We start from the raw sequence: 17,980 nt of genomic DNA, 5'->3' as shown, positions 1-17,980 counted from the left end.
CGCCCCCCCCTCCCCCCGCCGCCCCCCCGCGTCCCTCAGCACCCCCACCCGCGCCCCGCCACCTACCGGGGGCTCCGCCCCGGACCCCGGATGTCCTCAATCGCCGGACAGGCTGGTTTTTTCGCGCCGGACTCCGCCCCGGGCTCCGGGTCCCCGGTGTCCTCAATCGCCGGACGGGCTTGATTTGAGGACACCGGAGCCCCGAGGCGTCAGCCGAGCAGGCGGGTGATGGCTTCCTCCACCGTCAGTTCCTCGCGCTCGCCCGTGCGGCGGTCCTTCAGTTCCAGGACGCCCTCGGCCGAGCGGCGGCCCGCCACCAGGATGTGGGGTACGCCGATCAGCTCGGCGTCGGTGAACTTGACGCCCGGGGAGACTCCGGGCCGCTCGTCCACCAGCACCCGCAGCCCCGCCGCCGCGAGCTTCTCCGAGACATCGAGCGCCAGCTCCGTCTGGAGCGCCTTGCCCGCCGCCACCACATGGACGTCCGCCGGCGCGATCTCCTGGGGCCAGCACAGGCCCTGCTCGTCGGCCGTCTGCTCGGCCAGCGCGGCCACGGCGCGCGAGACGCCGATGCCGTACGAGCCCATGGTCACGCGTACCGGCTTGCCCTGCTGGCCCAGCACATCGAGCTGGAAGGTGTCGGCGTATTTGCGGCCGAGCTGGAAGATATGGCCGATCTCGATCGCGCGGTCGAGCTTGAGGCCCGTACCGCAGACCGGGCACGGATCGCCCTCCTCGACGACGACCACATCGAGATAGTCGTCGACCTCGAAGTCCCGTCCGGCGACCACATCGCGCGCGTGGGTGCCGGGCTTGTTGGCGCCGGTGATCCAGGCGGTGCCGGGCGCGACGCGCGGGTCCGCGATATAGCGGATCTTGAGGCCCTGCGGGCCCACATAGCCCCGTACGAGCTCGGGCCGCTCCTCGAAGTCCTCGGCCGTCACCAGCTCCACCACGGCGGGCGCGAGATGCTCGCCCAGCTTGCCGAGGTCCACCTCGCGGTCGCCGGGCACGCCCACCGCGGTGATCTCGCCGTCGACCTTGACGAGCAGGTTCTTCAAGGTCGCCGAGGCGGGCACGCCGAGGAACGCGGCGAGCGTCTCGATGGTCGGCGTGTCGGGAGTGTCCAGCTCCTCGACCGGGCCGTGCTCCGTCGCCACGGGCACGGGCGCGGCGAAGGTGACCGCCTCCGTGTTGGCCGCGTAGTCACAGGCCGGGCAGTCCACGAAGGTGTCCTCGCCCGCCGCGGCGGGAGCCAGGAACTCCTCGGACGCGGAGCCGCCCATCGCGCCGGAGACCGCCGAGACGATACGAAAGTCCAGGCCGAGCCTGGCGAAGATCTTCTGGTACGCGAGACGGTGCAGCCCGTACGACTCGGCCAGGCCCTCGTCCGTGGTGTCGAAGGAGTACGAGTCCTTCATCTGGAACTCACGGCCGCGCAGCACACCGGAGCGCGGCCGGGCCTCGTCGCGGTACTTCGTCTGGATCTGGTAGAGGATCACCGGCAGGTCCTTGTAGGACGTGCACTGGTCCTTGACGACCTGGGTGAAGATCTCCTCGTGCGTCGGGCCCAGCAGATAGTCGGCGCCCTTGCGGTCCTTGAGGCGGAACAGCAGATCGCCGTACTCCTCCCACCTGCCGCTGGCCTCGTACGGCTCCCTGGGCAGCAGCGCGGGCAGCAGCACCTCCTGCGCACCGATCGCGTCCATCTCCTCGCGGACGACGCGCGCGATGTTGTCGAGGACCTTCTTGCCCAGCGGCAGCCAGCTCCAGATGCCGGCGGACGTACGGCGGACATACCCCGCGCGGACGAGCAGCTTGTGGCTGAGAGTCTCGGCGTCCGCCGGGTCGTCGCGCAGTGTCTTGACCATCAAACGGGACATGCGCTGGACCTGGGACATGGGGAACACTCCTGGCGTTCTGCGTTCTGCGTTCTCTCGGGTGATGCCAGGAGGTTAGCCGGGGCGCACCGGCAGGCGGAAATCAGTTCCCGCCCGGTTGCCTCAGTTGCCGCCGCCGTCATGTCTGCGCAGCGGCAGCATGGCGCCCATCACGGCGTACGGCTTGGGCGCGCTCGGGAAGTGGACCTGGCGGGCGAGATCCTCGTACCCGAGTGAGCGGTAGAGCCGGCGGGCCGGGCTCTCGATGTCGATGGCGGACAGGATCGACTTCGGCTGTACGGCGCCGTCCGTGATCGTGGTGATCAGCGCGCGGCCGATGCCCCGGGCCTGGAACTCGGGATGGACATGGAGCTCGGTGATCACGAAGGAGTCGTCCAGCCAGCCGTCGGAGGCTGTGGCGCGCAGATACGGCTCGACAACCGTGGACCACCAGTGGCCGCGGTCGTTCGGCAGGCCGTACACGAATCCGACGAGCCGGCCGGCGCCGGTGGTCGCGCCGAAGGCACGGCAGCCCGGGTACATGAGATGCCGGAGCACGATATGGCGGCGTACCCCGATCTCGTCGTCGCTGAGCCCGAAGGCGAGGGCCTGTACGGCGAGTGCCTCGTCGACGCGGGAGGCGAGATCGACCGGCGCTACCTGTACGTCGGGAATCCGGGGCGTGTCCCCGGGGATGCTCAGCATGGCCGAACCCTACTTTCAGAACAGCACGCTCATGAAGGCGCCCACCTCACGAAAGCCGACGCGCCGATAGGCCGCGCGGGCCGGGGTGTTGTAGTCGTTCACGTAGAGGCTCACGACGGGTGCGACATCGGCCAGCGCGTACCGTACGACCGCCGCCATGCCCGATTCGGACAGTCCGCGGCCCCGGTACTCGGGGTCGACCCAGACGCCCTGGATCTGGCAGGCCTGGGTGGTCGCCGCGCCGATCTCGGCCTTGAAGATGACTCTGCCGTCGTCGATACGGGCGAACGACCGTCCCGCGCCGACCAGTTCGGCCACGCGCGCCTGGTAGAGCAGTCCGCCGTCGCCCGCGAGCGGCGAGACACCGACCTCCTCGGTGAACATGGCGACACAGGCCGGCATGATCACCTCCAGCTCGTCCTTGCGGATCCGGCGTACGAAGGGATCGGGCGCGACCACGGCGGGAATCTGCTCGGTCACCATCAGTGGCTGGTGCGCGCGGACCTCGCGGGCAGGACCCCAACTGGGCTCCAGCAGCCGCCAGAGCTGAGCGGTGGCCTCGGCCGGGCCGACGATGGAGGAGCAGCGGCGGCCGGTTCTGCGGGCGCGGTCGGCGAAGGCGCGCACGGCCTCGGGACCGGCGCAGATCGGCACGAGATTGGCGCCGGAGTAGCAGAGGGAGCGCAGCCGCCCGTCCGCGTACCAGCCCCACATCTCGCCGCCGAGGCGCCAGGGATCGAGCCCCGCGACCTGCACCCGGGAGGTCACAAAGGCGTTGGCGACGGGCTCGCTCTCCAGGATGGCGAGCGCTGCGCCGAGTTCACCGGGTTCGAGGACCCGAGTGGTGGTCTGCGTCAACACGAGGGGCCTCACCATACGGTCTGCTGATCTCCGCACTGTACCTGGCGGGTCCGTGACATGCCGCCCACAGGAGAAGGTCCCGCGGCCTGCCCTGGAGGCAGTGGCCGCGGGACCTCGTCGTACGTCGGTTGTCGGATCCGTCAGCTGACGGAGACCTCGGGCTCGCCCGAGGCGATACCGTCCTTCTCCATCTGCTCGGCGATCTTCATCGCCTCTTCGATCAGCGTCTCCACGATCTTCGACTCCGGGACGGTCTTGATGACCTCGCCCTTCACAAAGATCTGGCCCTTCCCATTACCCGACGCCACACCGAGATCCGCCTCACGGGCCTCGCCCGGACCGTTCACCACACAGCCCATCACGGCCACGCGCAGCGGAACCTCCATGCCCTCCAGGCCCGCCGTCACCTCGTCCGCCAGCTTGTACACATCCACCTGCGCACGACCGCAGGACGGGCAGGAGACGATCTCCAGCCGGCGCTGCTTCAGATTCAGCGCCTCCAGGATCTGGAGGCCGACCTTGACCTCCTCCGCGGGCGGAGCCGACAGCGACACCCGGATCGTGTCCCCGATGCCCTCGCTCAGCAACGCCCCGAACGCCACCGCCGACTTGATCGTCCCCTGGAACGCCGGACCGGCCTCGGTGACACCGAGGTGCAGCGGATAGTCGCACTGCGCGGCCAGCTGACGGTAGGCGTTGACCATCACGACCGGGTCGTTGTGCTTCACCGAGATCTTGATGTCCCGGAAGCCGTGCTCCTCGAACAGCGACGCCTCCCACAGCGCCGACTCCACCAGAGCCTCCGGCGTCGCCTTCCCGTACTTCCGCAGCAACCGCGCATCCAGCGAACCCGCGTTCACACCGATACGGATCGGCGTCCCCGCATCCCCCGCCGCCCTCGCGATCTCCCGCACCTTGTCGTCGAACTGCTTGATGTTCCCCGGATTCACCCGCACCGCCGCACACCCCGCGTCAATCGCCGCGAACACATACTTCGGCTGGAAATGAATATCCGCGATCACCGGAATCTGCGACTTCCGCGCAATCACCGCCAACGCGTCGGCGTCATCCTGCGTCGGACAGGCGACCCGCACGATCTGGCACCCCGACGCCGTCAGCTCAGCAATCTGCTGCAACGTCGCACCCACATCCGACGTACGCGTCGTCGTCATCGACTGCACCGACACCGGCGCATCCCCACCGACCGCCACCGACCCGACCTGGATCTGACGGCTGACTCTCCGGTCGGCGAGCTTCGTCGGAACGGACGGCATTCCGAGAGAAATTGCAGTCATCTGCTGTGCAACCCCAAGGTGTGGATCAAGGTCCCGAGATGGGCGGGCTCCGGCCCCGAGATTACGCCACCGCACGGCACCGGAGCACATCGCCGCGAAAACTCCATCCAAAGGTAAGCGGCCGGACACAAAAGGTGTCCGGCCGCTGGAAACAGGCGTAATCAGCCGATCTTGGAGTGCCGCGGGAGCCGGAGGATCAGGAGATCTTGACGGGATTGAAGACGTCGGCGACCAGCACGAGCAGCGTGAAGCAGATGAAGATCCCCGCCACGACATAGGCGAACGGCATCAGCTTCGCGACATCGAACGGGCCCGGGTCCGGCCGCTTGAAGAGACGTGCCAGCCTGCGCCGCAGGGACTCCCAGAGCGCGCCCGCGATATGCCCGCCGTCCAGAGGCAGCAGCGGCAGCATGTTGAAGAGGAAGAGGGAGAGATTGAAGCCCGCGAGCAGGAACAGCATCAGCGCGATCTGGTTCTGCGCCGGGATGTCCAGCGTCATCACCTCGCCGCCGATACGGGCCGCGCCGACCACACCGACCGGTGAGTCGTCCTTGCGCGGGCCGTCCCCGAAGGCCGCGCTCCACAGGTCCGGGATCTTGGACGGCAGGGCGACGATCGACTCGACACCGTCCCCGATCATGGTGCCCATGCGGTCCACGGACTGAGGGAAGGAGAGCGGGACGATCTCGGTGGCGGCGGCGAAGCCGAGATAGCCGGCCGGGATGTACTTGCCCGGGATGATCTTTCCGTTGGAGTCCTTCTCGGCCACCAGGTTTCTGGCGAGCGTGGCGTGCAGATCCTGCCGGGCGCCGTCGCGCTCGACGGTGATGGTGGCCGGGCCGATGGTCTTACGGATGAGATTGGAGAGCGTGGTCCAGTCCTCGACCCGCTGTCCGTTGAGGGCGATGATCCTGTCGCCCTCCTTAAGACCGGCCGCCTGGGCGGGCGAGACCGCGTCGCCCTTCTCACAGGTGTCCCGCTTCTCGCTCTGCGGGATCACACACTTCTGGACGCCCGCGACCTGGGTGGTCTGCGTCTGGAAGCCGAAGCTCATCGCCACACCGATGAAGATCACGGCGGCGAGCACCAGATTCATGAACGGGCCCGCGAACATCACGATCACGCGCTTCCACGGCTTGCGCGTGTAGAACAGGCGCTTCTCGTCGCCCGGTTGCAGCTCCTCGAAGGCCGCCGAGCGCGCGTCCTCTATCATCCCGCGCCAGGGCGAGGTGGACCGCGCCTCGATCCTGCCGTCCGGGCCCGGCGGGAACATTCCGATCATGCGGATATAGCCGCCGAGCGGGATCGCCTTGATCCCGTACTCCGTGTCGCCCTTCTTCCGCGACCAGATGGTCGGCCCGAAGCCGACCATGTACTGAGGCACGCGGATGCCGAAGAACTTGGCCGTCGAGAGATGGCCGAGCTCATGCCAGGCGATGGAGAAGAGCAGCCCGGCGACAAAGACCAGAATGCCGAGGACCGTCAACAGAATCGTCATGCGCGAGCCTCCGCCGGCTGTTCTTCGCCGATTGTGTCTGCCAGTTGGTCTGCCAATGCCGCCGCCTTCTCACGGGCCCTGGCGCGTGCCCAGGTCTCCGCTTCGAGGACGTCGGCCACGGTGAGCGAGGTTCCCGTACGGGAATGATCCCGCGCCGCGCCGTACACCGTGCCGTGTTCCGCGACGACCTCGGTGACCGTGTCCATGATGCCGTTGAACGGGAGCCTGCCCGCGAGGAACGCGTCGACGCACTCCTCGTTCGCGGCATTGAACACCGCCGGAGCCGTGCCGCCCAGGGCCCCCACCTGTCTGGCGAGTCCCACCGAAGGGAAGGCCTCCGTGTCGAGCGGAAAGAACTCCCAGGTCGAGGCGGTGGTCCAGTCGAAGGCGGGAGCGGCGTCGGGCACCCGCCACGGCCAGCCGAGACCGATGGCGATCGGCCCGCGCATATCGGGCGGAGTCGCCTGGGCCAGAGTCGAGCCGTCGCTGAATTCCACCATCGAATGAACATACGACTGAGGGTGGACGACCACCTCAATGCGTTCGAAGGGAATGTCGTACAGAAGATGTGCCTCGATCACTTCGAGGCCCTTGTTGACGAGCGTCGCCGAGTTGATCGTGATCACCGGGCCCATGGCCCAGGTCGGATGCGCGAGGGCGTCCCGGGGAGTGACATGGGCCAGCTCGGCGCGCGTACGGCCGCGGAAGGGCCCGCCGGAGGCCGTCACCACGAGCTTGCGCACATCGGCGCGGCTGCCGGAGGCCAGCGCCTGGAAGAGCGCGGCGTGCTCGGAGTCGACCGGGATGATCTGGCCGGGCTTGGCCACGGCCTTGACCAGCGGACCGCCGACGATCAGCGACTCCTTGTTGGCCAGAGCGAGCGTGCGGCCGGCGGTGAGGGCGGCGAGCGTGGGCGCGAGCCCGATGGAGCCGGTGATGCCGTTGAGGACGGTGTGGCAGTCGGAGGCGGCCAGCTCGGTGGCGGCGTCGGGTCCCGCGAGGATCTCGGGGAGCGGCTCGCCCGTACCGTACTGCGCCCTGAGCGCCTCCCGCAGCGCGGGCACGGTGTCCTCGCGCGCGACCGCCACGGTACGGACCCGCAGCTGCCTGGCCTGCTCGGCGAGGAGCGCGGGACGCCCGCCGGCGGCGGAGAGCGCGGTGACACGGAAGCGGTCGGGATGGCGCAGGACCAGGTCGATGGCCTGGGTGCCGATGGATCCGGTGGAGCCGAGGACGACGATGTCCCGGCGGCCTTCGGTCGGGTCGAAGGCGATATGCGGATCGGCGAGAGGGGCTGGGCTGTCGCTCATGCCCCCATTCTTGCCCCATCCGTGCGCCGGTTGGACAGCGCGCCCCTGCGGGTGTTCCCGTGCGCCGGTCCTGCGGACTTCGCGCCGGCCGGATCTTTGAGGTCTTTCAGGTCTTTTCAGGTTTTTCCGGCGGCCCGGAACTTCTGCCACTGGGCCTGGACGATCTCCTCCGGGACTCCTCCGACGTCCTCGGTGCCGGTGATCTCGGCGCGGAAGGAGAGCGTGGTGGAACCGGACCGTACGACGGTCAGATACTCGTACAGCTTGAGCTCTCCCTTCACATCGAGAATCGTGAAGCGGTACGCGGCGGCCTCGTCGCCCACATCGGGCGCCTCGGCCGGTTCCGCCTTCAGATACTTCGCCCGCGCCAGTGCCCGGTCCTCGGTGAAGCCGCCCGCGCAGTCACGGCCCGCCGTACGCAGCGCCTTCAGGACGCCGACCGCGCCCTGGGCGGCGTACGAGCGGAGCTGTACGGAGACGGTGAGCCCGAGCATCTCGTCCGGGATGTCGACCTTGCGGTGGACCTCGGCGACGGGATCGAACGCGGTGGCGCCGCGGGCGAGGCTGACCAGCGGCTGGCAGACGGCGGGCTCCGCGGTGTAGTCCTCGCCGAGCGGTGCGCCGAGGGCGTACTCGGAGGCGGTGTACCGGCCGATCCGCTCGCCGTCGGTGAGGGAGGCGGCGGTGAGCTGCTCCTCGGTGAGCGGCGCGGGGCCGGTGGCGGCGCCCGTGGCCGACGCGGAGGAGCCGCCGGGCTCGCTCGCGCCCTTGCTCACGCCCTTGCCGCCGTCGTCACCGCCGTCGGTCCGCTCGCCGCCGCTGCACGCGGTCCCTCCGACGAGTACGAGACCGGCGGCCAGGGCCACCGCACCGCGCCGCGTCCGCCGCGTCCACCGCGTCCGCCTTCTCCCGGCCCCAAACATGTCTGCCCCCGTCGTGAGTTGACCGTCCCGACGGCCGATTGTGCTGCATGGGAACGGCGGCCGGGCCCGTGAGGAATGACATGCCGTCAATTCCGGCTGGTTCCACCGGTTTTCACCGGGACCGTCCGCGCGGGCCGTTGGCCGCGTGCATTGACACGCCTCATCCGTAGGCCGATTCTGAGAGCGCTCTCAAACCCCCCACAACGCAGGAGGCACAGCGTGTTGGGCACAAGAAAGCTGCTCGCGTCACTGGCCGCCGCGGCGATCCTCGCGACGGGATTCACGGCCGCGAGCCCCGCGTCATCCGCCGGCGCCGCCGAGGCCGCGGTCCCCGCGACCATTCCGCTGACGATCACGAACAGCTCCGGCCGTACGGACCCGGTATACATCTACAACCTCGGGACGAACCTCACGACGGGCCAGCAGGGCTGGGCCGACGCCAACGGCACGTTCCACGCCTGGCCCGCCGGAGGCAATCCGCCGACCCCGGCGCCCGACGCGTCGATCGCGGGCCCGGCCAACGGGCAGTCGGTCACGATCCGGATGCCGAAGTTCTCCGGCCGTGTCTACTTCTCGTACGGTCAGAAGCTTGTCTTCAAACTGACCACGGGCGGTCTGGTGCAGCCCGCCGTGCAGAACCCGGCCGACCCCAACCGGAACATCCTCTTCAACTGGACCGAGTACACGCTCAACGACGCCGGGCTGTGGATCAACAGCACGCAGGTCGACATGTTCTCGGCGCCCTACGCCGTCGGCGTCAGGCTCCCGAACGGCACCACCAAGACCACCGGCCATCTCAAGGCGGGCGGCTACAACGGCTTCTACGACTCGCTCCGGAGCCAGCCGGGCGGCTGGGCCAATCTGATCCAGACGCGTGCCGACGGCACCGTCCTGCGCGCGCTCTCGCCCGGTCACGGGATCGGATCGGGTGTTCTGCCAGCCTCGGTGATGGACGACTACATCAATCGGGTGTGGAGCCGGTACACCACCTCCACGCTGACCGTGACGCCCTTCGGGGACCAGCCGAACACCAAGTACTTCGGCCGGGTCTCGGGCAATGTCATGAACTTCACCAACTCGGCGGGCGCGGTCGTCACCTCGTTCCAGAAGCCGGACGCGGACAGCGTCTTCGGCTGCTACAAGCTGCTGGACGCGCCCAACGACCTCGTACGCGGCCCGATCTCGCGCACGCTCTGCGCCGGATTCAACCGCTCCACGCTGCTGGTCAATCCCAACCAGCCCGACACGAGCGCGGCCAGCTTCTACCAGGACGCGGTGACCAACCACTACGCCCGGAAGATCCACGCGCAGATGGCCGACGGCAAGGCGTACGCGTTCGCCTTCGACGATGTCGGCGCCCATGAGTCCCTGGTGCACGACGGCGATCCGCAGCAGGCGTACATCACGCTCGATCCGTTCAACTAGGCCGACGGCCCGGGGCCGCGCCCTCGAAGGACGCGGCCCCGGGTGCGGCCCGGCAGATCGGCGGACGGACCGTCCTGCGCTCAGGGGATATGGCGGTGGACGTCGGGACGGCTCGAAGGGCCCGGCGTGGCGTCGGCGATCCAGGGGCCGTCGCCGCTCGGATCGATGATGCCGTCCTCCAGCCAGGTGTACCGGCCGGCGAGAACACCGCTCACGACCTTGCGGTCGAGTTCGTCGGTGTTGGACCACAGACGGGCGAAGAGCTCCTCGACGCGGATACGGGCCTGCCGGCAGAAGGCGTCCGCCAGTTGGTACGCCTCGCGCCCGTGGTCCCCGTTCGTACGGAGCAGTTCGGCCCGTACACAGGCCGCGCTCATCGCGAACAGCTCCGCGCCGATGTCGACGATCCGGCCGAGGAAGCCCTGTTTGGTCTCCATCCGGCCCTGCCAGCGCGACATGGCGTAGAACGTGGAGCGGGCGAGCTTGCGCGCGGCCCGCTCGGCATAGCGCAGATGCACCGACAGATCCGGATGGCCCGGCCGGTGGAACTCACCGTACGAGCCCGGCAGCTGGCCCGGTCCCGCGACCAGCTTCGGCAGCCAGCGCGCATAGAACTTCCCTGCCTGCGCACCCGCCCTGGCCTTGTCGGAGAGGGACTTGTCCGGATCGATGATGTCTCCGGCCACGGAGAGATGGGCGTCGACGGCCTCGCGGGCGATCAGCAGATGCATGATCTCCGTGGAGCCCTCGAAGATCCGGTTGATCCGCAGATCGCGGAGCATCTGTTCGGCGGGTACGGCGCGTTCGCCGCGGGCCGCCAGCGACTCCGCCGTCTCGAAGCCACGGCCGCCGCGGATCTGGACCAGCTCGTCGGCCATCAGACAGCCCATCTCCGAGCCGTACAGCTTGGCCAGGGCCGCCTCGATCCGGATGTCGTTGCGGTCCTCGTCGGCCATCTGGGACGCCAGATCGACCATCGCCTCCAGCGCGAACGTGGTCGCGGCGATGAAGGAGATCTTCCCGCCCACGGCCTCGTGACGGCCGACCGGCCTGCCCCACTGCTCACGGGCCGCCGACCACTCGCGGGCGATCTTCAGACACCACTTGCCCGCGCCCACGCACATCGCGGGCAGCGAGAGTCGGCCGGTGTTGAGCGTGGTGAGGGCGATCTTGAGACCGGCGCCCTCGGGGCCGATCCGGTTCGCGACGGGAACGCGGACCTGGTGGAAGCGGGTCACTCCGTTCTCCAGACCGCGCAGGCCCATGAAGGCATTGCGGTTCTCGACGGTGATGCCCGGCGAGTCCGCCTCGACGACGAACGCGGTGATACCGCCCTTGTGGCCTTCGGAGGCGGGCACCCGGGCCATCACCACGAGCAGATCGGCGACGACGCCGTTGGTGGTCCAGAGCTTCACACCGTCAAGGACGTACGCGTCGCCGTCGGGCACGGCCGTCGTCGCGAGCCGGGCCGGGTCGGAGCCCACGTCCGGCTCGGTGAGCAGGAAGGCCGAGATGTCCGTACGGGCCAGCCGCGGCAGGAACGTCTCCTTCTGCTCCTGCGTGCCGAAGATTTTGAGCGGCTGCGGTACGCCGATCGACTGATGCGCGGAGAGGAGCGCGCCGATCGCGGGGCTCGCGGAGCCGATCAGGGCCAGCGCCTTGTTGTAGTACACCTGGGTGAGGCCGAGGCCGCCGTACTTCGTGTCGATCTTCATTCCGAGCGCGCCCAGTTCCCTGAGCCGGTTGATCACCTGGTCGGGGATGCGGGCCTCGCGCTCGATGAGCGCGCCGTCGATCTCCGTCTCGCAGAAGGCGCGCAGCTTCGCCAGGAACTCCTCGCCGCGTCGGACGTCGTCCGGAGCGGGCAGCGGATGCGGATGGATGAGATCGAGCCGGAAGCGGCCGAGGAACATCTCCTTGGCGAAGCTCGGCCTGCGCCAGCCCTGTTCACGGGCGGCTTCGGCGACCTGGCGCGCCTCGCGCTCGGAGACCTTGGGCTTGCCCTGCGGTTCCTGCGGGGCGGATGCTGCTGAGGGTGCGGATGGGGCGGACATGAGGAACTCACCTCGCCGCGGAGTCGGGTCCGATGTGGGTTTTACCGGCTGGTGCTACTCGTCCGTATCTACCCGATTAATGCCGTCCCCACCAGTTGTGGACCGTGGACCGGTGCGGACCCTATGGGTACGCGAACGGCCGGAGTCCTTGTACCGCGGACTCCGACCGTCGGCCCGGCGTACATGCCTGGAGGCTGCCCGGGAGGCTGCTCAGAGCGTGAGGCCCGTGAACACCATGACGCGCTCGTAGGTGTAGTCGTCCATCGCGAAGCGCACACCCTCGCGGCCCACGCCGGACTGCTTGACTCCGCCGTACGGCATCTGGTCGGCGCGGTACGAAGGAACGTCGCCGATGATCACACCGCCCACCTCAAGGGCGCGGTGGGCACGGAACGCGGCCTGGAGGTCATGGGTGAACACACCGGCCTGGAGACCGTACTTCGAGTCGTTGACCGACTCGAACGCCTCGGTCTCGCTCTCGGCCCGACGGAGCGTCAGAACGGGCCCGAAGACCTCCTCGCAGGAGACCGTGGCGTCCGCCGGGACCTCGGAGAGGACGGTGGGCGCGTAGGACGCGCCGTCCCGCTTGCCGCCCGCGAGCAGCTGGGCACCGGCCTGTACGGCCTCCTCGACCCAGGCCTCGACGCGCTTGGCGGCGTCCTCGCTGACGAGCGGTCCCACATCGGTGGCGTCGTCGGCGGGATCGCCCGTGACCTGGGCCTCTACGGCGGCGACGATCCTGGGCACGAGCCGCTCGTACACCGAGGCGTCCGCGATCACGCGCTGGACGGAGATACAGGACTGGCCGCCCTGATAGTTGGCGAAGGTCGCGATCCTGGTCGCCGCCCAGTCCAGGTCCCGCTCGCTCGCGTAGTCGGCGAGGACGACGGCCGCGCCGTTGCCGCCGAGTTCGAGCGTGCAGTGCTTGCGCGGTACGGAGTCCATGATCGCGAAGCCGACCTTGTCGGAGCCGGTGAACGAGATCACCGGCAGCCGCTCGTCCTGGACGAGGGCGGGCATCCGGTCGTTCGGTACGGGCAGTACGGACCAGGCGCCGGCGGGCAGCTCGGTCTCGGCGAGCAGCTCGCCGAGGAGGAGCGCGGAGAGAGGGGTCGCCGGAGCGGGCTTGAGGATGATCGGCGCGCCGACGGCGATGGCGGGAGCGATCTTGTGGGCGCAGAGGTTGAGCGGGAAGTTGAACGGCGCGATGCCGAGGACGGCGCCGCGTGGGAAGCGACGGGTCAGCGCGAGCCGGCCGGCGCCGCCCGCGTCCGTGTCGAGACGCTGGGCCTCGCCGCCGTTGAACCGGCGGGCCTCCTCGGCGGCGAACCGGAAGACGGAGACGGCGCGGCCGACCTCGCCACGGGCCCACTTGAGAGGCTTGCCGTTCTCGGCGGAGATCAGCCGGGCGACCTCCTCGGTGCGCTCGGCAAGCCTGCGGGAGACATGGTCGAGCGCGGTGGCGCGTACATGCGCGGGTGTCGCGGCGAACTCGTTCAGCACGGAGTGCGCCGCGGCGACGGCCTCCTCGACCTGGGCGTCGGTCGGCACGGCGACGGTGCCGACGAGCCGGCCGTCCCAGGGAGAGGTGACATCGAGGGTGTCCTCGCCGGTGGCCTGGCGGCCGGCGAGCCAGAAGGCGTGGGTGGAAGTCATAGCGAGTCCGGGCCCTTCCGAGTAGTCCGCGTGAATGGTCCGCGTGAGTGATGGTGCGGGGTTGTCCGTCTCCACGGTAGGCGTGCGGAGGCGGGTGGCGGGTTGTCCGAGGTGGAGTGGTGAGGCGCGGCGCGTACGACGCTTTGTCGGGTACGGCGGAAGCCTCGCCCATCCGGTTCCTTCCCGGTCCTGGAAGGGCTACGCGGTGGGCTCAGCAGGGCTACGCGGTGGGCGTATACGCGGCCGGCGGACACACCCGTGGCGACTTCACTCCGGCGGCCGCGTCGCCTCCGCGCGTGTCGTCGTCTTCAGCGCCAGCCACAGCTCCATCCGGACGTCCGGATCGTCCAGCGAGCGGCCCAGGATCTCCTCGACCCGCCGCATCCGGTAGCGCAGCGTATGCCGGTGCACGCCCAGATCGGCCGCCGCCGCGTCCCACTGGCCGTGCCGGGACAGCCAGGCGCGGAGCGAGGCGACCAGATCGCCACGGCCCTTGGTGTCGTGTTCGTACAGCGCGCGGAGCATGCCGTCCGCGAAGGCCCGTACCGCGTCGTCCGCGAGCAGCGGGAGGATCGAGCCCGCCGCAAGCTCCTCGTGCTCGACCAGCGCCCGGCCTCTGCGGTGGGCCACCGACAGCGCCTGTTCGGCCTGCTTGTACGCCCCCGCCGCGGCGATCGGGCCCGTCGGCGCGGACAGGCCTATGAAGACGCCCGCCTCCTCCGCCTCCGTGGCGGCGTACTCCTCGGCCGCCCTGACCACCGCTCCGCCGTCCACCGCGAGCACCACCAGCCGCGGTCCCTCGCCGTCGGGCACCGCCAGGACCGCCTCTCCGGCCCGTGCGGCTGCCGCTTCCAGTGTCTCGGTGAACGAGGGCAGCGGATCCTCGGCCGTGGTCTCGGCCGATTCCGCGATCAGCAGCCGGGACGGCGCGTCGAGCAGTCCACCGTAGAGATCGCCCGCCACCGCCCGCGCATGGTCGGGCTGTCCGGACAGCAGCATGCGCAGGACCGCGGAACCGAGGCGCTGCTCCGCCGCCCGCAGGCCGCTCGAACGCTCCGTCGTCAGCGTCAGCAGGGCGATCGCCGAGTGCACCGCGTACCGCTCCGCCGTGCCCAGCGCGCCCTCCGTCCCGACGGCGAGCGCGCCGCGGACGCGCCGTCCGGTGCCCAGGGACTGGAGCTCCACCCGGTCGTCGGCGTTCGCTCCCGCCGGATCGCCGAGCACGGCGCTCGCGGGCGCGGACCGCTCCCGCAGCCGTTCCACATCGGCCGTGAGCCGGGCGGCCCGCCGCGCGGCCCACTCGGGCGCGGCGGCGACGACCGCTCCCGACGCGTCGTACAGCGCCGCCCAGCCGTCCACGTACACCGCGAGCCGGGCCAGCAGAGCGGCCGGTCCCTCGGTGAGCGCGGCGCGGGTCAGCTCCCGCTGTGCCTCGAATCCCTCGGTGACCGCGCGGTACTGATCGGCCGCGATCGCCGCCGACACGGCCTTGCTGATGGCGAGGAACGGCGTACGGCGCGGCACTCCCAGCAGCGGCAGCCCGGCCTCGCGCGCGGCGGCGACGAGCGCCTCGGGGATGTCCTCGTAGTTCACGCCGAGGGCGAAGCCGAGCCCGGCGACTCCGGCGTTCACCAGCCGCAGTACATAGCGCCGCATCGCCTCGGGATCCTCGGCGTCCAGCGTGGTCGCGGTGATGAGGAGGAGCTCGCCGCCCTCCATGTACGGGACGGGATCGGCCAGCTCGCTGGCATGGACCCAGCGCACGGGCGTCAGGAGCCGGTCCTCCCCCGCGTGCACGGTGAGGTTGAGCGCCGAATGCTGGACGAGCGAGGCGAGGGTGGGCGGCATGGTGGAACCGTAGGGCCTTCGGCTGCGGACGGGCAGGGCGCCCGGCATATGACCGGCCACCCTGGACGACAACGGCGTCTACGACGTCCTGTATGAACGGCGTGCCTCGATTCTGCCAGGTTGTCCCACCGGGCAGCCCGGCAGTCAGCTCCGCAGATCCACCAGCAGCGGCGGCGCGTGTTCGCCGCTCACCGTCCGCAGCGACAGCACCGCGTGTCCCGCGGGCACCGAGTGCGCCAGCTCGGAGGCCGACCAGCGCTCCCGCTCGACCTTCCGCACGGTCACCGCGTCCGTCGTCACGGCCTTGCCGGTGACCAGCTTCCGGAACGCGTGGATCGCCCGGGTCAGCGGCTGATCGGCGAAGACCGTCCGCTGGGTGACGTCCCGGGTCTCCACCCACTCCGTGCCCCAGGCCTCGGCGAAGCGCTTGCCGTCCCAGGTGGTGATCCCGGAGAAGGCCATCCGGCAGCCGACGGCCCCGAGGAGCGCGGTGTGCAGCGCCTCGGGCACATCGTCGAGCGTACGCAGGGTGAGCACCGCGCCCGCGTTCACCGACCGCAGCCGCTGGACGCCGCGCAGTGTCTCGGCGGTGAGGGTGCGAGTCGCGTCGTCCAGGACGAGACAGGCGAAGAGGGAGCGGTCGCTCCGGACCGCCGCGTTGGCGGTGAACTGGGCCAGTATCAGCCGGGCCAGCATCCGCGAGGCCTCGGCGTGCCCGCGCTCGGGCAGCTCGATGCAAACGCGCAGCGGATGCTCCAGGGTGCGCAGCGAGAACGGCCTGGTCCTGCCGGTGGTGTCGAAGAAACCGGCGAAGGCGGGCCGGTCGAGCAGCGCGACCCGGTCGGCGAGCGCACGTCCCGGATCGCTGGGCGCGCCCGACTGCCGCTCGCGCGCGTCCAGCTCACGCCGCATGGCGTGCTGTCCCTCGGCGTCGAGCCTCTCCCGCAGCGCGGCCACGGCGGCAGGAGAGCCGTCGAGCAGCTCACGCAGCTCCGGTACGGCGGGCAGCCGACCGTGCGCGGCGCGGAACGGGCCGAGGATCTGCGCGAGCGCGGTGGTGGCCCGCCGGCTGTCGGTGTCCGTCAGATCGCCGACGAGGCCCTCGGCGAGCACGACGGCGGCCTCGTCCGGGTCGGTGGTGCCTCCGTACAGATCGAGGTCGTACACCGACTCGGGATCGCCGAGCCGGACCACGACGTCGTACGCGCTGTCGGGACCGAGCTGGGTGCCGGCGGCGCAGACGACGATGACGGCGGCCTGGCCCGCGAGCGCCTGGAGCGCGAGCGACTCGACGACGGGCCGGACGAGCGCGTGCGTCTTGCCGGCCCCGGGCGGCCCGACGGCGAGCAGTGAGGTCCCGAGCAGCACCGGATCGAGCGCGAGACCGGTCCCTCGCCGTGGATAGGGATTCCGCTCGCCGTCGTGGACCGTACCGATCCTGACCTGCCGTACGAGCAGATCGTGGCGGGCGGCGCGTACGGGCAGATCGCGCTTGCCCGAGGGATGGACGCAGGCGCCCGCGCCCTTCCCGCGCACGGCTTCGGAAAACGCCGTGAGCCGCGAGGGATCGGCTCGTACGGAGTGCCAGGCGCGGCGGATACGGGCGTAGTCGACGTCGTTCATGCGCCCGTCGCGTACCTCGGAGGCGAGCCGCGCGGCGATCTCGCCCAGTCCCGCCGCCCTCAGCTCGGGCCACTCGGCGAGATCGTCCTCGGGCTCGGGATGGGCGGGCGCGGCGGTGACGGGCTCGGTCCCGCCGCCGCGGCCCAGCAGACGCCGGGCCAGCTCGGGCCAGCGGCCGAGACGCCCGAAGACGAAGAGGAGGCCGCCGATGACCAGTGCGTTGTAGATGTTCTGGGCGATGGCGCCCTCCGGTGTACCGGCCCACCAGGCATCGGGCGTGAGGAGATACATCGGCCAGAGCCAGAATCCGCCGAGGTAGCCGTTCCACAGCAGTGACCAGAGCAGCATCCCGGCGAGCAGCGAGATCAGCGCTCCGCTGACGAGCTGCCGCACCGGCGTACGCTCCGGTTCCTCCGGAGGGCGCGGCCGGTGTCCATAGGTCCAGGTTCCCGGCGCGTCCGCCGTCCGAGGCACATGCAGCCACTCCCGCAGTGTCGGACCGGCGTCGGGAGCGTGGCCGGGCGGCGCGGGCGGCGGAGCCGTCTCGAAAGGCGCCGAGGACGGCGGAGGCGGCACGGGCGGCGGCGTGGTCGGTGGCATGGGCGGCGGCCCTGCCGGGCGCGGCACGGAGCCGGCGTGTGTGCCCCGCGAGTCGTGCGTGCCGTCGGTGTCCATCCGTACCTCTGCCCCCTGTGCAGTCCGCCGTCCGCCCTGCTGTACCCGCTCAATGTATTGCCACCGCCGCGCATTCGGCGGCTGGCCCACCGTCCCGCGTACACAAGGGCGTTGGCCTCCTGCCCGCCTCGGCCACGCCCCGGCCGCATGAGCCCCGCCCTTCGTTCCTCCGTCCTGCTCTCTGTCCGTCCCGGACAACGACACGCGCCCACTACTACCGAACGGCG

12 protein-coding genes are annotated in these 17,980 nt (G+C 70.3%); 1 reads left to right on the top strand and 11 read right to left on the bottom strand.

Annotated features, from left to right (window positions below; all coding sequences use genetic code 11):
- Positions 1–209: 209 nt before the first annotated feature.
- The 7 genes from ACFV6H_RS03120 to ACFV6H_RS03090 form a co-directional block, all read right to left on the bottom strand.
- The gene (locus ACFV6H_RS03120; RefSeq protein WP_385537861.1) at positions 210–1,901 is read right to left on the bottom strand and encodes a proline--tRNA ligase; all 1,692 of its coding nucleotides are present in this window, start codon (positions 1,899–1,901) and stop codon (positions 210–212) included.
- Between the two features lie 102 nt (positions 1,902–2,003).
- The gene (locus ACFV6H_RS03115; RefSeq protein ID WP_385537858.1) at positions 2,004–2,585 is read right to left on the bottom strand and encodes a GNAT family N-acetyltransferase; all 582 of its coding nucleotides are present in this window, start codon (positions 2,583–2,585) and stop codon (positions 2,004–2,006) included.
- Between the two features lie 15 nt (positions 2,586–2,600).
- A complete protein-coding gene (locus ACFV6H_RS03110; RefSeq protein ID WP_256098024.1) occupies positions 2,601–3,446 on the bottom strand; it encodes a GNAT family N-acetyltransferase in 846 nt (281 codons plus the stop codon).
- A 140-nt stretch (positions 3,447–3,586) separates the two neighbouring features.
- Entirely contained in the window at positions 3,587–4,741 is a 1,155-nt protein-coding gene (ispG, locus tag ACFV6H_RS03105; RefSeq protein ID WP_385537855.1) for a flavodoxin-dependent (E)-4-hydroxy-3-methylbut-2-enyl-diphosphate synthase, read from the bottom strand.
- 196 nt (positions 4,742–4,937) lie between these two features.
- Positions 4,938–6,239, bottom strand: coding sequence for a M50 family metallopeptidase (locus ACFV6H_RS03100; RefSeq protein WP_385537852.1), 1,302 nt, complete (start codon positions 6,237–6,239; stop codon positions 4,938–4,940).
- A complete protein-coding gene (gene dxr, locus ACFV6H_RS03095; RefSeq protein WP_385537849.1) occupies positions 6,236–7,549 on the bottom strand; it encodes a 1-deoxy-D-xylulose-5-phosphate reductoisomerase in 1,314 nt (437 codons plus the stop codon). The genes ACFV6H_RS03100 and dxr overlap by 4 nt, the downstream gene beginning before the upstream one ends.
- Positions 7,550–7,665: 116 nt before the next feature.
- Positions 7,666–8,415 (bottom strand): hypothetical protein, encoded by a 750-nt coding sequence (locus tag ACFV6H_RS03090; protein WP_385537846.1) that lies wholly within the window; start codon positions 8,413–8,415, stop codon positions 7,666–7,668.
- A 276-nt stretch (positions 8,416–8,691) separates the two neighbouring features.
- Between ACFV6H_RS03090 and ACFV6H_RS03085 the strand changes: the two genes are divergently transcribed.
- Positions 8,692–9,897 carry a glycoside hydrolase family 64 protein gene (locus ACFV6H_RS03085; RefSeq protein WP_385537843.1) on the top strand — a complete coding sequence of 402 codons (1,206 nt, stop codon included), beginning with the start codon at positions 8,692–8,694 and terminating at the stop codon, positions 9,895–9,897.
- A gap of 80 nt (positions 9,898–9,977) precedes the next feature.
- Here ACFV6H_RS03085 and ACFV6H_RS03080 read toward each other — a convergent pair whose 3' ends face one another.
- The 4 genes from ACFV6H_RS03080 to ACFV6H_RS03065 all read right to left on the bottom strand — a co-directional run bounded on the left by ACFV6H_RS03080 (position 9,978) and on the right by ACFV6H_RS03065 (position 17,753).
- Positions 9,978–11,951 carry an acyl-CoA dehydrogenase family protein gene (locus ACFV6H_RS03080; RefSeq protein WP_385537841.1) on the bottom strand — a complete coding sequence of 658 codons (1,974 nt, stop codon included), beginning with the start codon at positions 11,949–11,951 and terminating at the stop codon, positions 9,978–9,980.
- Between the two features lie 210 nt (positions 11,952–12,161).
- Positions 12,162–13,607, bottom strand: a complete 1,446-nt coding sequence (locus ACFV6H_RS03075) for an aldehyde dehydrogenase family protein (protein ID WP_385537837.1) — start codon at positions 13,605–13,607, stop codon at positions 12,162–12,164.
- A gap of 267 nt (positions 13,608–13,874) precedes the next feature.
- Complete coding sequence (locus ACFV6H_RS03070) at positions 13,875–15,455, bottom strand: PucR family transcriptional regulator (protein ID WP_385537834.1); 1,581 nt, start codon at positions 15,453–15,455, stop codon at positions 13,875–13,877.
- 144 nt (positions 15,456–15,599) lie between these two features.
- Positions 15,600–17,753: an ATP-binding protein gene (locus ACFV6H_RS03065; RefSeq protein ID WP_385537831.1), complete on the bottom strand. Its 2,154-nt coding sequence runs from the start codon at positions 17,751–17,753 to the stop codon at positions 15,600–15,602.
- Positions 17,754–17,980 lie beyond the last annotated feature (227 nt).

Source organism: Streptomyces sp. NPDC059743, from assembly GCF_042732975.1.
Classification (GTDB): domain Bacteria; phylum Actinomycetota; class Actinomycetes; order Streptomycetales; family Streptomycetaceae; genus Streptomyces.
Note: the sequence above shows the minus strand (reverse complement) of the source record. Positions and strands in the feature narration are given on the sequence as shown.

Bases quoted from the DNA above. Each gene is read 5' to 3' on its own strand.
- ACFV6H_RS03120 (WP_385537861.1), bottom strand. From the start codon at position 1,901: ATGTCCCAGGTCCAGCGCATGTCCCGTTTGATGGTCAAGACACTGCGC.
- ACFV6H_RS03115 (WP_385537858.1), bottom strand. From the start codon at position 2,585: ATGCTGAGCATCCCCGGGGACACGCCCCGGATTCCCGACGTACAGGTA.
- ispG (WP_385537855.1), bottom strand. From the start codon at position 4,741: ATGACTGCAATTTCTCTCGGAATGCCGTCCGTTCCGACGAAGCTCGCC.
- ACFV6H_RS03100 (WP_385537852.1), bottom strand. From the start codon at position 6,239: ATGACGATTCTGTTGACGGTCCTCGGCATTCTGGTCTTTGTCGCCGGG.
- dxr (WP_385537849.1), bottom strand. From the start codon at position 7,549: ATGAGCGACAGCCCAGCCCCTCTCGCCGATCCGCATATCGCCTTCGAC.
- ACFV6H_RS03080 (WP_385537841.1), bottom strand. From the start codon at position 11,951: ATGTCCGCCCCATCCGCACCCTCAGCAGCATCCGCCCCGCAGGAACCG.
- ACFV6H_RS03075 (WP_385537837.1), bottom strand. From the start codon at position 13,607: ATGACTTCCACCCACGCCTTCTGGCTCGCCGGCCGCCAGGCCACCGGC.
- ACFV6H_RS03070 (WP_385537834.1), bottom strand. From the start codon at position 15,455: ATGCCGCCCACCCTCGCCTCGCTCGTCCAGCATTCGGCGCTCAACCTC.
- ACFV6H_RS03065 (WP_385537831.1), bottom strand. From the start codon at position 17,753: ATGGACACCGACGGCACGCACGACTCGCGGGGCACACACGCCGGCTCC.